The organism is Streptomyces sp. NPDC026417, assembly GCF_055567695.1.
This window is the reverse complement of record NZ_JBVHPY010000004.1, coordinates 326877-341434: the sequence shown is the minus strand read 5'-3', so window position 1 is coordinate 341434 and position 14558 is coordinate 326877. Positions and strand designations below refer to the sequence as shown.

The window sequence follows — 14558 nt, the reverse complement described above, 5'->3', positions numbered from 1 at the left end:
TGACCGGTCTGCACATCCGGATGCGAAGGAGCGGACAGGCATGGCGATCGGTCTCGGGCTCGGGCTCCCCCAGATGAAGCACTACGACCTCGGGCGGGACGTGCCGGACGTGGCCCGCGCCGCGGAGGAGATCGGCTACGAGAGCCTGTGGGTGTTCGAGCGCGCCCTGTTCCCCGAACCCGCCACCCAGGGCCTGTACGGCGTCGAGGGACTGCCCTGGCCCGATCGCTACCGTGGCGTGGCCGAGCCCCTGGTGACGCTGACCCTCGCGGCGGCCGCCACCCGGCGCGTCCGCCTCGGCACGAGCGTCCTGGTGGCTCCGCTGCACGTGCCCTTCCAGCTCGCCCGGTCCCTCGCCACCCTGGACGCGGCGAGCGGGGGCCGGGTGGTCGCCGGCTTCGGGACCGGCTGGTCGCACGACGAGTACGCGGCGGCCTCCGTACGGCCGTTCGAGGAGCGCGGCCAGGTGCTGGACGAGGTGATCGAGGTGTGCCGGGCGGTCTGGGGCCCCGACCCGGTGGTCCACGACGGCAAGCTCACCCGCATCGCGTCGGCGGTGGTCGGGCCCAAACCGGCACGGCCCATCCCGATCCTGCTGGCCGCCGGCACCGGCAGGGCGCGGCGGCGGCTCGTCGATCACGCCGACGGCTGGATGCCGGTGGGCGCGGGCGCCGGGCAGGTCGCCGCGCAGTGGCGCGAGTTGCGGGAGCTGGCGGCCGAGCGCGGGCGCACGCAGCCGATCCGGACGGTGCTGCGGGCCAACGCGCAGTACTCGGCCGGGGCGCACCCGGGCGCCGGGCGCCGGCCGTTCCAGGGCGGTGTCGAGCAGATCGTCGCGGATCTGGCCGCGCACGCCGCGATCGGGCTCGACGAGATCTTCATCGACCTCCAGTCCTCGACGCGGGACGCGCGGGAGCTGACGGACGTGGCCGCGGAGGTCTTCACGGCCGCACGGGCGGCCGGGATCTGAGTGCGGGCGGCGGGGAGCCGGCCGGCTCCCCGCTGCCCGGCGCGCTCAGTCCTCGGGGAGCTCCACCGGCGCGATCTCGTCGTAGACGTCGCCGGGTCCCGGGTTCGTCGGGTCGGTGGCGCCGCCGAGCTGGCGCATGACGCCCCAGACCGCGTTCAGCGCGGTCTGCACGGCGCCCTCCGCCCAGCCCGCCGTCCAGGAGATGTCGTCGCCCGCGAGGAAGATGCCGCGCTTGTCCTCGTCGAGGCGGTCCTGCATGAAGTGGGTGAACAGGCGCCGCTGGTAGCGGTAGTGGCCCGGCAGGTTGGCCTTGAACGCGCCCATGAAGTAGGGCTCGTTCTCCCAGGACACGGTCACCGGGTTGCCGATGATGTGCTTCCTGATGTCGACCTTCGGGTAGATCTCGCCGAGCGACTTCAGCATGACCTCCATCCGCTCGTTCGCGGACAGCGGCAGCCACTTCAGGCTGTCGTCGCACCAGGTGTACGACAGGCAGATGACGGCCGGCTTGTCCGGACCGTCGTCGAGGAGGTAAGTCCCGCGCGTCATCCGGTCGGTGAGCGTCATCGACATGACGTCACGGCCCGTCTCCTCGTCCTTGTCCAGCCAGAACGGCCGGTCCACCGGGACGAAGAGCTTGCTGGACTCCATGTAGTGCGTGCGCTCGATCGCCGTCCAGTGGTCGATCGGGAAGAGCGAGTCGTCGCAGGCGATCTTGGAGAGGAGCATCCAGGACTGGGCGGTGAAGATGGCTGCCCGGTAGGTGCGGATGTCGCCGCCCGCGTCCGTCACGGTGATCCGGTTGCCCGCCGTACGACCGAGGCGGGTCACGGCGGGGCGCGGGGTCCCGTCGTGCAGGGTCGCGAGGGACGTGCCGTACGCCCAGTGCACGATCTTCTCCGGCTCGCGCTCCCACAGGCGCAGCGGCAGCTGCTGGGAACCGCCGACGATGCCGCGGTGGTGGTCGTCGGCCTCGGTGTAGACGACGCGCAGGATCTCCAGGATGGAGTTCGGGAAGTCGGTGTCCCAGCCGCCGGTGCCGAAGCCGACCTGGCCGAAGATCTCACGGTGCCGGAAGGACTTGAAGGCGTCCGAGTCGCAGAGGAAGCCGTAGAAGGTCTGGTTGTCGAGCTTCTCGACGAGCTTGGACCAGATCTCGCGGATGCGCGGGACGTCGCGCTCGCGCATGGCCTGGTTCATGTCGGAGAAGTCGGCGCCGTCCTCGAGGCAGGCGTTCCAGGCGGCCGCCACCTGCCGGTAGACCTCGGGGAGGTCCTCGACCGTCTCGGCGTAGTGCGACTCGCCCTTGAGGTCGACGACGGTCGACGGCGTGGTCTCCGCCAGCGGGTTCGGGAACGGCCGGGTCTCCAGGCCCACCAGGTCGATGTAGTGCTGGAGGGCGGTGGAGGACGGCGGGAAGCGCATCGCGCCCATCTCGGCCGTCAGGGACGGGTCGCAGCCCTCGAAGCCGACGGTGCGCAGCCGGCCGCCGATCTGGTCGGCCTCGTAGACGACGGGCTTGAGGCCCATCTTCATCAGCTCGTAGGCGGCCACGATGCCGGACAGGCCGCCGCCGATGACCGCGACCTCGGTGCCGTGCTCGGTCGCGGGTATCTGGCCGAGGCCCGCGGGGTGGGCGAGGAAGTCGTCGTACGCGTAGGGGAAGTCCGGGCCGAACATGGTGATCGGCGGCTGCTGCGCGTCGGCGTGCGGGACGGCGGTGGGCACCGTGGACGTCATGGGGTACGGACTCCTTGCGGGAAAGCTGTGTGCGGGGAGGGGGCGGCCGGGCTCAGACCAGCGACCCGTAGAGGCCGGGGCGGCGGTCCTGGAGGTACGGGTTCGTCTCGCGCGAGGCCCTCAGGAGGACGGGGTCGGCGTCGGCGAGGACGAGTTCCTCGCCGCGGCCCGCCCGGGTACGGGCGACTCCGTCGGGCCCGGCGAGCGTGGAGAGCCCGACGAACTCGAACTCCCCTTCGCGGCCGGTGCGGTTGACGTAGGCGATGTACATCTGGTTCTCGAAGGCCCGCACCGGGACGACGGACTCGGCGACGAACTGGAAGGGGTGCATCTGCGCGGTCGGCACCAGGAGGAGGTCGGTGCCGGCGAGGGCGTGCGCCCGCACGTTCTCCGGGAACTCCACGTCGTAGCAGATCATCAGGCCGATGCGCAGGCCGCCCAGCTCGGCCTGGACGACCGGCTGGTCGCCCGGGGTGAAGTGGTCGCGTTCGAAGCAGCCGAAGAGGTGGGTCTTGCGGTAGTTCGCCACCGGGCCGTCGGCGGAGATCAGCTGCACGGAGTTGTAGACGTGCTCGCCGTCGCGCTCGGGGTAGCCGTAGGCGACGGCGAGGCCGTGCCGGGCGGCGATCCCGGCGACCGCGTCCGCCGAGGGGCCGGCGGCGGGCTCGGCGAGGCGGGCGATGTCGTCACCGATCGCGTACCCGGTCAGGAACATCTCCGGTGCGACGACCAGCCCGGCGCCCGCGGCGGCGGCACGGCCGGCGGCGTCGTCGAGAACCTTGATGTTCTCGTCGACGGAGCCGGGGCGGCCGGAGCTCTGGAGCAGGGCTGTGCGCATGCGTGTTCCTCACCGGGACGGCAGGGGTCGGGGGGTCTCCTAGACCGTACGGTCGGCGCCTGAGCCGGACAAGGAGCAGCCGTTGCGCGCCGGTGAACGATTCGTTGCGTGCGGGGCGGGGCCGCCGGTGATTCGTTGCGCACCCGGAGGCGGGGCTCGCCCACCCGTGGAGGCGCAGGTCACAGGCCTGTCCCCGGCGGAGGGCGGAGGGCGGGTGAGGTCCCCGGGGCGATGCGGGGGTGGGCCGTGGGCCGGGACGGGTGACCGTCGGCCCGACCTGCGGAAAGGGGCCGCGCCGACCGTGACGGGTGCCGCGGTGGGCGCGCCCCGCGACTCACTTTCCCGCCGCTCACGGCACGGCGCACGAAATCGCCGCACCCCCGGCGCGGGTGACCGCGGCGGACGTGAGGTCCGCCGCCGGCGGGCGCCGAGGGCGACGTGCGAGACGAGCCGTCGGGCGCGGGGGCGACGCGAGACGAGCCGGAGACCGCCGAACGCGGCGAGCCGTTGGGCCGCCGGGCGGGGAGGTGGGCCGGTCCTACGTCGGCGACCCGGAGGAGAACCGGCGCAGCAGCGGCGAGAGGACGAGCACGGACTTGGTGCGCTCCACGAACGACTCCCCGGCGATGCGCTCCAGGACCCGCTCGAAATGCCGCATGTCCGAGGCGAAGACCTGGACGACCGCGTCCGCCTCCCCGGTGACGGTGGAGGCGGCCACGACCTCCTGGTAGCGCTCCAGGCCTCGCTGGATGGTCTCCGGCGAGGTGTTGCGCCGGCAGTAGATCTCGACGAACCCCTCGGTCTCCCAGCCGAGTGCCGCCGGGTCCACCCGGACGGTGAACCCGGTGATGGCCCCGGTGGCCCGCAGCCGGTCCACGCGCCGCTTCACGGCGGGCGCGGACAGGCCGACGAGTTGCCCGATGTCGGCGTAGGAGCGGCGGGCGTCCTCGGCGAGGGCGTGCACGATGCGTTCGTCGAGATCGTTCAGCAAGGCGGGTGGTTCACTTCTCTGCGATGGCTGCGGTGTCCGCGGCGGCCGGGGTGCCGGCGGCCAGCTTGGAGCGGCGATAGCCGTAACTGAAGTAGAACACGAGCCCGACGGCCATCCAGACCCCGAAGACCACCCAGGTGACGGCGGAGAGGCTGCCCATCATCCAGACGCAGAAGGCGAAGCCGAGCACCGGCAGCAGCGGCGACAGCGGCACCCGGAACGTGCGGTTCATCTCCGGGCGCGTCCGGCGCAGGACCACGACCGCGATGTTGACCAGCGCGAAGGCGAAGAGCGTGCCGATGCTGGTGGCGTCGGCGAGCTGGCCGAGCGGGATCGCGGCGGCGAGGACACCGCAGAACAGCGAGACGATCACCGTGTTGGCGCGGGGCGCGCCGGTCCTCGGGTGGACGCGGGAGAACACCTTCGGCACGAGTCCGTCGCGGGACATGGCGAACAGGATGCGGGTCTGGCCGTAGAGGACGGTGAGCACGACGCTGGCGATGGCGATGACCGCGCCGGCCGCGAGCAGCGTCCCCCAGACGGTCTGCCCGGTGACGTCCTTCATGATCCCGGAGAGCGCGGCCTCCGAGTCGCCGAACCCCTGCCAGGGCATGGCGCCGACGGCGACGGCGGCCACGACGACGTAGAGCGCCGTGACGATGACGAGGGAGAGCATGATCGCGCGCGGCAGGTCGCGCTGCGCGTTCTTCGCCTCCTCGCCGGCCGTGGAGGCGGCGTCGAAGCCGATGTACGAGAAGAACAGGGTGGCACCGGCGGCGCTGACGCCCGCCATGCCGAGCGGCATGAAGTGCTCGTAGTTGCCGGACCGGAAGCCCTGGACACCGATGGCACAGAACATCAGCAGCGCGGCGATCTTCACGACCACCATGATCGTGTTGGCGCGCGCCGACTCCTTGGCACCGCCGAGCAGGAAGGCCATCGCCAGCAGCACGACGATGAGCGCCGGCAGGTTGAAGATGCCGCCGTCGCCGGGCGGCGCGGAGAGGGCGTCCGGGATGGTGACGCCGATCGTGCCGTCCAGCAGTTCGTTGAGGTACTCGCCCCAGCCGACCGCGACGGCGGCGACCGAGACGCCGTACTCCAGGACGAGACACCAGCCGCAGATCCAGGCGATCAGCTCGCCCATCGTTGCGTACGCATACGAGTAGGAGGACCCGGAGACCGGGATGGTGCCCGCCAGCTCGGCGTAGGAGAGGGCCGAGAAGAGGGCCGTGAGGCCGGCGATCACGAAGGACAGCGTGACCGCGGGACCGGCCTTCGGGACCGCCTCGCCGAGGACGACGAAGATGCCGGTGCCGAGGGTGGCACCGATGCTGATCATGGTCAGCTGCCAGAGGCCGAGGGAGCGGCGCAGAGAGCCGCCCTCACCCTGGCCGCCCTCGGCGACCAGGCGTTCCACGGGCTTGCGCCGCATGAGGCGCGCGCCGACGCCGGGGGACGGTGGGGCGGAGGAGGGGCGGGACTGCGGGGGTGCGCCTTGGTCGAGCACGCGCTGGCTCCTTCATCGCTGCCGGTCGGGAAGGGCGAGGACCGGCGGCACCCCTGACAGCAGGGACCCACCGAGCGGGGTCCCCGCCGCACCATGTACAGCGCTTGACCCTATGAGCCAGGGGTTCACGGGCGTAATGCAGCAACCTTGCGCACCTTCGCAAGATCGTTGCGTTCATCGAATCCCGGCGCACGTTCGTTGCGCCGGGGCTTTCGACCGTTGCGCAGGGCTCCCGCGGGCCGGCGCGGAGGCGGTCGCGGGGCGTGTGGCCCGACGTGTCCGGGGCGGTACGCCGACGGCCCCCGTGGTCGTTCCACGGGGGCCGTCCGGCGTGACAGGGTGTCAGTTCCAGCTGGCGTGCAGGGGCTTGCCCTCCGCGTAGCCGGCGGCGCTCTGGATGCCGACGATGGCCTTCTCGGCGAACTCCTCCAGGGAGTTGGCGCCCGCGTAGGTGCAGGACGAGCGGACGCCCGCGATGATCGAGTCGATCAGGTCCTCCACGCCCGGCCGGGACGGGTCGAGGAACATCCGGGAGGTGGAGATGCCCTCCTCGAACAGCGCCTTGCGGGCGCGGTCGTACGCCGACTCCTCGCTGGTCCGGTTCTTGACGGCACGGGCCGACGCCATGCCGAACGACTCCTTGTACAGGCGCCCGTTGGCGTCCTGCTGCAGGTCGCCCGGGGACTCGAAGGTGCCCGCGAACCAGGAACCGATCATGACGTTGGACGCACCGGCGGCCAGCGCCATGGCGACGTCGCGGGGGTGCCGGACACCGCCGTCGGCCCACACGTGCTTGCCGTACTTCTTCGCCTCGGCGGCGCACTCCATGACCGCGGAGAACTGCGGACGGCCGACGCCGGTCATCATGCGGGTGGTGCACATGGCGCCCGGGCCCACACCGACCTTGATGATGTCCGCGCCCGCCTCGACGAGGTCCTTGACGCCCTCGGCGGCGACGATGTTGCCCGCGGCGATCGGGACCTTCGGGTCCAGGGCGCGCACGGTCCTGATGGCCGCGATCATCGACTCCTGGTGGCCGTGCGCGGTGTCGATGACGAGGGTGTCCACGCCCGCGTCGAGGAGCTGCTTGGCCTTGCCCGCGACATCACCGTTGATCCCGACGGCGGCGGCGATCCGCAGCCTGCCCCGGGCGTCGGTGGCGGGCGTGTACAGCGTGGCGCGCAGGGCGCCCTTGCGGGTCAGGATGCCCGCGAGCCTGCCGTCCCCGTCGACCGCCGGGGCGTACCGCCGGTTGGCGGCGTCGAGGCGGTTGAAGGCCTCGCGCGGCTCGATGTCCGCGTCGAGGAGCAGCAGGTCCCTCGACATGACCTCGGACAGCTGCGTGAAGCGGTCGACGCCGGAGAGGTCGGTGTCGGTGACCACGCCGACCGGCCGGGAGTCCTCGTCCACGACCACACCGGCGTTGTGCGCCCGCTTGGGCAGCAGGGCCAGCGCGTCGGCGACGGTCTGGTGGGGGGCCAGGACGATCGGGGTGTCCAGCACCAGGTGGCGTCCCTTGACCCAGGAGACGACCTCGGTGACGACCTCGATCGGGATGTCCTGCGGGATGACGACGAGGCCGCCGCGGCGGGCGACGGTCTCGGCCATCCGGCGTCCGGCGATCGCGGTCATGTTGGCGACGACGAGCGGGATGGTGGTGCCCGTGCCGTCCGGCGAGGCGAGGTCCACGCCCAGGCGGGATCCGACCGCGGAGCGGCTCGGCACCATGAAGACGTCGTCGTACGTCAGGTCGTACGGAGGCTGGATGTCGTTGAGGAAACGCACGTGCTGCACATCCCAGTCGATCAGAGGTGGCCCCCGGACAGGTCAGCCAGGGGGAAGAGCACGTACTTCATTGTCCCATGGCGACGGGCCCGTGCGTCCCGGACAGATCATCCAGGCTGGTCAGCGGGTGGTTGGTCGGATCCTCCAAGGGCGAGGACGACCGAGAGCGCGGCGTCGGCCCCCGGGTAGCGTCCCGCGGCCGACGCCAGGACCTCCTGGGCGGTCTCCCATTCCCCGGGTCGCGCCGCCGCGTACCCCTGCCAGCCGCCGACCACGAGCAGCCGGCCCGGGCTCGCCGGTCCCCAGTCGGGATCGCCGAGGCAGTCGGCGAGGGCGTCCCAGTTCCGGCCGAACCAGTCCGGCAGGGCCAGGGCGCGGACGCAGCGCTCCATGAAGCCGTCCTTGTCGACGACGCCGGCGAGGTCGAGCACGGTGACCCGCCATCCGGCGGCGCGCAGGGCGCGGGCCGCCTCCTCCTGCGGATCGTGCGTCATCTCAGCACCGCCCGGAACGACGTGTAGTGATCATCGGTGTAGTAGACCTCGTCGCCGCTGCCGGTGACAACGCGCCGGGCCCCGCGGTCGCCCTCGCCGGGCGTTCTGACGGTGTACTCGCGGTAGTACCCGCGCGGCCGGCGCGGCAGCGCGCGTTCGACGTTCCCGAAGACGGTGCCGTCCTGTGCGTACGGGAAGGGGCCGCCCCGGTCGATGCGGGAGAGGGTGGCGCGGGCCTCGGCGGGCAGCCGGGCCTCGGGGACGGCGGGCAGCCCGCCGGCCCAGCCGGGAGCGGTCGTGGCCGCGGAGTCCGGGGTCGCGCCCGGGTCCGCGGCGGAACAGCCCGTCAGCAGGACCGTCAGGCAGACGAGCAGGCTCGCGAGGAGGCGGGGGACGGACCGCGGCAGCATCTCGCCGATGCTGCCACAGCCGCCCCCGCGCGGCGCCGCCGAAGCCGTCAGGGCCCGTCCGGGTCCGCCCGGTCGAGGGCGGGCCGGGGCGCCGGTCCCGCCGTCATGAGGTAGTCCGCGGCCGAGGTGTCCGTCACCAGACTGGTCACGAGCCCGGACCGCAGGACCGCGTCGATCGCGCCGGCCTTGCGCTGGCCGCCCGCGATCGCGACGACCTCCGGGATACGGCGCAACTGGTCCGCCTTGACGGTGATGCACCGCTCGCCCAGGTCGCGGCCGACCCGCCGCCCCTCGGAGTCGAAGAGGTGCGCGGACATCTCGGCGGCGACGCCGAGGGAGGCGTAGTGCCCCCGCTCCTCGTCGCTGAGCATGTCGTGCACCGTCGAGATACCGGGCTCCCAGGAGCCGATGGAGACGCAGGCGACCGTGACCTTGTCGAAGTACTCGAAGGCCCGGGCGATTCCGGTCTGGTTGCGCAGTGCGGCCGCGGTGGCCGCGTCCGGCAGCAGCATCGGCGCGTAGATGGGATGGGCGTCGCCGCCGGACACCTGGGCGGCCCGCCGCACCGCCTCCACCGACCCGCGCTCGGCGGTCCCGGCGTCGTACACCCCCGTCAGCTGCACGACCGTGCAGGGCGGCAGCCGGGAGAGCTCGGCCGCCATGTGGATCGTGGAGCGGCCCCACGCGAGGCCGAGCACGTCGCCCTCGTTGACCAGCTCGCCGAGCAGGTCCGCGGCCACCTCCCCGAGGTTCTCGGGGTCGGGCGACTCCTCGGCGTCGGCCGGGGACTCGACCACGACGGCATGCCTGAGGCCGTAGCGGGCGCGGAGCGCATCGGAGCGCTCCGCGTCCAGCTCGGCGGGGACGCGGATCTCGATCCTCACGAGATCCCGTTCGAGAGCCGTCTCCAGGACCCGGGCCACCTTGAAGCGGCTGACGCCGAACTCCTCGGCGATCTGGATCTTGGATTTGCCCTCGAGGTAGAAGCGGCGGGCCATGGCCGCCGCCTGGACCAGCTCAGCGGGCCCCATCCGCATGGCTGACCGGCCCGCCGACATACCCGACACGGCGATCTCCTCACTGCTGTTCACACTCTGGATTCGCCGTTCATCCTTGCAGATCCGGCGTACTTGATCCGCCCCGATGGGCGGCGTTCACGTTCCCTTGGTTCAGTGGTCGCACGCCCAGGAGGCATGGGCGGTCACCGCCTCCGCCTGCGTGCGCAGTGCACGTACCGCCGCGGCCGGGTCGGACGCCCCGTAGACCGCCGATCCGGCGACGAAGACATCGGCGCCGGCCTCGGCGCACCGCTCGATGGTGGAGGCCGAGACGCCGCCGTCGACCTGGAGCCACAGTTCGAGGCCGTGCTTGCTGATCAACTCGCGGGTGCGGCGGATCTTCGGCAGCATGATGTCGAGGAACGACTGACCGCCGAAGCCCGGTTCGACGGTCATGATCAGCAGCATGTCGAGCTCGGGGAGCAGATCCTCGTACGGCTCGATCGGGGTCGCGGGCTTGAGCGCCATGGAGGCCCGGGCGCCCTTGGCCCGGATCTCGCGGGCGAGCCGCACCGGAGCGGCGGCCGCCTCCACGTGGAAGGTGACCGAACCGGCCCCCGCTTCCACGTACTGGGGCGCCCACCGATCGGCGTCCTCGATCATCAGATGGCAGTCCAGCGGCGTGTCCGTCGCTCGGGCCAGGGACTCTACGACCGGCACACCAAGCGTGAGGTTCGGTACGAAATGGTTGTCCATGACGTCGACGTGGAGCCAGTCGGCTCCTTCCACCGCCTTTGCCTCCTGGGCAAGGCGGGCGAAGTCGGCGGACAGGATGCTGGGGTTGATCTGCACGGCCATGCCCCAAGACTGCCATGCCCGGCCCCGGTTGCTCCCCCCGGTCCATACCTATCTCGTCCCGTTGAGGTTTCGGGCCGTTCCGCGGATGTCGTGCCCGGGCCGGACCTGCCATGCTGGGCGGCCCACCGGCTCCAGACGCGGCTACGGGGGTGGCCATGACGGACGGGAAAGGGCGTCCGGTACGCCAGGGACTCATCGGGTTCGTGTGCGGACGGCGCAGCAAGTGGGTCGTCGTCGGCCTGTGGCTCGTGCTGCTCGTCGTCCTGGCGCCGCTCGCGTCGAAGCTCACCGGCGCCCAGGACAACGACGCGGCCTCCTGGCTGCCCGGGACCGCCGAGTCCACCCAGGTCCTGAACGTCTCGGAGGGCTTCCGCCCCGAGCAGATCCCCGCCGTCGTCGTGTACGCGCGCGACGGTGGCCTGACCGCGCAGGACCGGCGGCAGATCAGTGAGGACGTCCGCGAGATCAAGGCGCTGACCGCCCACGGCGTGCGCGGCACCGAGACCCGCGGCCCGCTCTACAACGACCGGGCGGCGCCCGAGGCCGCCGAGATCTTCGTGCCGATCACCATGGACGAGAAGGGCTGGGAGCGGATCGCACCGGCCGTCGACTCGATCCGGGACGAGGTGGGCGAGGGCGGCGACGGGCTGGCCGTGCACATCACGGGCCCCGGCGGCACCTCCGCCGACTTCTCCGAGGCCTTCGAGGGCATCGACTCGACGTTGCTGGTCGCCGCGATGGCCGTCGTCATCGTGATGCTGCTGCTCACCTACCGCAGCCTGACGCTGATCTTCATCCCGCTGATCGCCGTGGTTGTCGCCCTGTTCACCTCCCAGGCGCTGATCTACCTGCTGGCCGAGCACGCGGGGCTCACCGTGAACGGGCAGAGCGCCGGCATCCTCACCGTCCTCGTCTTCGGCGCCGGCACCGACTACGCGTTGCTGCTCGTCGCCCGCTACCGGGAGGAACTGCGCCGTCACGAGGACCGCCACGAGGCGATGGCCCTCGCCCTGAACCGCGCCGGGCCGGCCGTGCTCGCCTCGGGTGCCACGGTCGTGCTGAGCATGCTGGTCCTGCTGGCCGCCGAGATGAACTCCACGCGCGGCCTCGGCCCGGTGGCCGCCATCGGTGTCGCCGTGGCCCTCCTCGCCATGATCACGCTCTTCCCGGCCCTGCTGCTCGTCTTCGGCCGGTGGATCTTCTGGCCCTCGGTCCCCCACCTCGGTACCCCCGACCCGACGGCGCACGGCGTCTGGGCCCGCATGGGCCGCCGCATCTCGCGCGGTCCGCGGGTCATCTGGGTCGGCACGGCCCTCGCCCTCGCGGTGCTCTCCCTCGGTCTGCTGCAGCTCCGCGCCGAGGGCATCGGCAACGCCGACGCCTTCACCGGCAAACCGGACTCCATCACCGGGCAGGAGGTGTCCGCGCGGTACTTCCCGGCGGGCAGCGGCGACCCGCTGGTGGTCGTGGCCGACCAGACGCGGAACGCCGAGGTGCGCAGCGCGGTCGCGCGCACCGAGGGTGTGGTGCCCGACAGCATCACCGTGCCCGCGGGCACGAAGCCGGCGCACGACGGCAAGGTCCTCTTCGAGGCGACCATGACCGCTCCGTCCGACAGCGAAGCGGCGAAACAGACCGTCGAACGCGTACGGGACGCCGTGCACGCCGTGCCGGACGCCGACGCGCAGGTGGGCGGCGGCACCGCGGCCCTGCTCGACATGGACGCGGCGACCACGCACGACAACCTGGTGATCATCCCGGCGGTCCTGGCGGTCGTCCTGCTGATCCTGATGCTGCTGCTGCGCGCGCTGGTGGCGCCGCTGCTGCTGATCGGAACGGTGGTGCTGTCCTTCGCGGCGGCCCTGGGCGCCAGCGCGCTCGCCTTCCGCCACCTCTTCGACTACGCGGGCGAGTCGACGGACTTCCCGCTGTTCGTCTTCGTCTTCCTGGTGGCCCTCGGCATCGACTACAACATCTTCCTGAGCACCCGCATCCGCGAGGAGGCGATCCGGCAGGGCACCCGTGCGGGTGTCGTCACCGGGCTCGCCGCGACCGGCGCGGTCATCACCTCGGCCGGGCTGGTCCTCGCGGGCACGTTCGCCGCGCTGGGCACCCTGCCGATGGTCGCCTTCGCCGAGATCGGGTTCGCGGTGGCGCTCGGCGTGCTGCTGGACACCTTCATCGTCCGCTCGGTGCTCGTGACGTCGCTGTTCCTGGACGTCGGGCCGAAGGTGTGGTGGCCGCACAGGCTGGCCCGGGAGGACGGCCCGCGGCAGGCCCCGGCGCCCGCCCCCGCGGAACCGGCGTCACGACCGGACGGCTAGCCGGGCCCGCCGGGGCCCGGGCGGGCCCCGCCGGCGGTCACGCGGTCCGGCGGATCAGCGCCAGATACATCGCGTCCGTCCCGTGCAGGTGCGGCCACAGCTGGATGTCGGGACCGTCGCCGAGGGCGGGCACGTCCGCCAGCAGCGGGCGGGCGTCGAGCAGCTCGGCCGAGCCGTCGTAGTGCTTGAGCACGTCGTCGACGACCGCACGGGTCTCGGCGAGGTGCGGTGAACAGGTCGCGTACCCGACGACGCCACCGATGCGGACGGAGTCGAGCGCCGTGCGCAGCAGTCCCCGCTGGAGCGGCGCGAAGCCCTCCAGGTCGTCGGGGCGGCGGCGCCAGCGGGCCTCGGGCCGGCGGCGCAGGGCACCCAGACCCGTACACGGCACGTCCATCAGGACCCGGTCGAAGGTGCCGGGGCGCCACGGCGGCCGGGTGCCGTCGGCGGTGACGACCTGGTACGGCCCGGGGTTGCCCGCGAGCGCCTTGGCGACGAGTCCGGCCCGGTGCGGCTGCTTCTCGGCGGCGAGCAGCACGGCGCCGCGTTCGGCGGCGAGCCCGGCGAGCATGGCCGCCTTGCCGCCGGGGCCCGCACAGCCGTCGAGCCACTTCTCGTCGGGCCCGTCGAGCGGCGCGTTCGCCAGTGCGAGGGCCACCAGCTGGCTGCCCTCGTCCTGGACGCCGGCGCGCCCCTCGCGGACGGCGTCGATGGCACCCGGCTCGCCGCCCTCGGTGAGCCGGACGGCGTACGGCGACCAGCGCCCCGGCAGCGCGTTCTCCTCGCCGAGGACGTCGAGGAGTTCACCGGCGGTGGAACGGCCGGGCCGGGCCACCAGCGTCACCTCGGGGCGCTCGTTGTCGGCTTCCAGCAGGTCCTCGATCCCGGCACGCCCGCCGCCGAGCGAGTCCCACAGCGCGGAGACGATCCAGCGCGGATGCGAGTGCACGACGGCGAGGTGGTCCTCGGCGTCCTCGTCGTACGGCGGCGCGACCCGTTCCAGCCAGGTGTCGAGGTCGTCCTGCGCGATCTTCCGCAGGACGGCGTTGACGAACTTGGCGCGCCCGTCCCCGAGCACGACCCGCGCCAGCTCCACGGAGGCGGAGACGGCGGCGTGCGTCGGGATCCGGGTGCCGAGGAGCTGGTGGGCACCGAGGCTCAGCACGTCGAGGACCGGCGGGTCGACCTCGCGCAGCGGCCGGTCGACGCAGGCCGCGATGACGGCGTCGTACGTGCCCTGCCTGCGCAGCGTCCCGTACACCAGCTCGGTCGCCAGCGCCGCGTCGCGCCCGTCGAAGTCGCCCTTCTCCCGGGCCTTGCGCAGGAGCGGGGGCAGGACGAGGTTCGCGTACGCGTCCCGCTCGTCCACGGCCCGCAGCGCCTCGAAGGCGAGGATGCGGACGGGGTCCTTCTGGGGACGACGGTAGGGCTTGCCCGGCCTGCTCGGCCGACGGGACTGCTCGCTCACGAGAAAGGTGCTCCGGATCCGGGAAAAAGGTGCGCCTCTCAGCGTACGCCGCGCACCGGCGCCGGACGCCGCCGCGGGCACCCGCCGGCGCCGGACGCCCCGGCCGGTGACCGGGCGCCCGCGACCACAGGCCGGGCGCATCCGGGCACCGGTCCCGACGGGCCGGGCCGGG

The 14558-nt window shown here is 72.6% G+C and carries 12 protein-coding genes; 2 read left to right on the top strand and 10 right to left on the bottom strand.

The features are described from left to right. Positions 1 to 40: 40 nt before the first annotated feature. Positions 41 to 970 (top strand): LLM class F420-dependent oxidoreductase, encoded by a 930-nt coding sequence (locus ACZ4NT_RS09210; protein ID WP_121404447.1) that lies wholly within the window; start codon positions 41 to 43, stop codon positions 968 to 970. A 45-nt stretch (positions 971 to 1015) separates the two neighbouring features. On the opposite strand, the gene ACZ4NT_RS09205 is transcribed toward ACZ4NT_RS09210, so the two are convergent. The 9 genes from ACZ4NT_RS09205 to rpe all read right to left on the bottom strand — a co-directional run bounded on the left by ACZ4NT_RS09205 (position 1016) and on the right by rpe (position 10594). Further along, positions 1016 to 2710, bottom strand: a complete 1695-nt coding sequence (locus tag ACZ4NT_RS09205; RefSeq protein WP_121404446.1) for an FAD-dependent oxidoreductase — start codon at positions 2708 to 2710, stop codon at positions 1016 to 1018. Positions 2711 to 2762: 52 nt separating this feature from the next. Continuing rightward, positions 2763 to 3548, bottom strand: coding sequence for a carbon-nitrogen hydrolase family protein (locus ACZ4NT_RS09200; protein ID WP_121404445.1), 786 nt, complete (start codon positions 3546 to 3548; stop codon positions 2763 to 2765). A 538-nt stretch (positions 3549 to 4086) separates the two neighbouring features. Beyond that, on the bottom strand, positions 4087 to 4539 hold the full coding sequence (locus ACZ4NT_RS09195) for an Lrp/AsnC family transcriptional regulator (RefSeq protein WP_037621108.1): 453 nt from the start codon (positions 4537 to 4539) through the stop codon (positions 4087 to 4089). A gap of 10 nt (positions 4540 to 4549) precedes the next feature. Continuing rightward, positions 4550 to 6049 (bottom strand): amino acid permease, encoded by a 1500-nt coding sequence (locus tag ACZ4NT_RS09190; protein ID WP_121404444.1) that lies wholly within the window; start codon positions 6047 to 6049, stop codon positions 4550 to 4552. A gap of 342 nt (positions 6050 to 6391) precedes the next feature. Then, positions 6392 to 7834 (bottom strand): GuaB1 family IMP dehydrogenase-related protein, encoded by a 1443-nt coding sequence (locus ACZ4NT_RS09185; RefSeq protein ID WP_183116953.1) that lies wholly within the window; start codon positions 7832 to 7834, stop codon positions 6392 to 6394. Between the two features lie 107 nt (positions 7835 to 7941). Next, positions 7942 to 8328 carry a barstar family protein gene (locus ACZ4NT_RS09180; RefSeq protein ID WP_121404442.1) on the bottom strand — a complete coding sequence of 129 codons (387 nt, stop codon included), beginning with the start codon at positions 8326 to 8328 and terminating at the stop codon, positions 7942 to 7944. Continuing rightward, positions 8325 to 8738 carry a guanyl-specific ribonuclease gene (locus ACZ4NT_RS09175; RefSeq protein ID WP_467724438.1) on the bottom strand — a complete coding sequence of 138 codons (414 nt, stop codon included), beginning with the start codon at positions 8736 to 8738 and terminating at the stop codon, positions 8325 to 8327. Before ACZ4NT_RS09175 ends, ACZ4NT_RS09180 begins: the two co-directional genes overlap by 4 nt. Before the next feature lie 47 nt (positions 8739 to 8785). Next, the gene (locus ACZ4NT_RS09170; protein ID WP_121404440.1) at positions 8786 to 9829 is read right to left on the bottom strand and encodes a sugar-binding domain-containing protein; all 1044 of its coding nucleotides are present in this window, start codon (positions 9827 to 9829) and stop codon (positions 8786 to 8788) included. 78 nt (positions 9830 to 9907) lie between these two features. Further along, positions 9908 to 10594 (bottom strand): ribulose-phosphate 3-epimerase, encoded by a 687-nt coding sequence (gene rpe / locus ACZ4NT_RS09165; RefSeq protein WP_121404439.1) that lies wholly within the window; start codon positions 10592 to 10594, stop codon positions 9908 to 9910. A gap of 155 nt (positions 10595 to 10749) precedes the next feature. Between rpe and ACZ4NT_RS09160 the strand changes: the two genes are divergently transcribed. Further along, a complete protein-coding gene (locus ACZ4NT_RS09160) occupies positions 10750 to 12918 on the top strand; it encodes an MMPL family transporter (RefSeq protein WP_467724435.1) in 2169 nt (722 codons plus the stop codon). Between the two features lie 37 nt (positions 12919 to 12955). Here the strand turns inward: ACZ4NT_RS09160 and ACZ4NT_RS09155 are convergent, their stop codons facing one another. Next, positions 12956 to 14386, bottom strand: a complete 1431-nt coding sequence (locus ACZ4NT_RS09155; protein WP_467724433.1) for an RsmB/NOP family class I SAM-dependent RNA methyltransferase — start codon at positions 14384 to 14386, stop codon at positions 12956 to 12958. Positions 14387 to 14558: the final 172 nt, after the last annotated feature.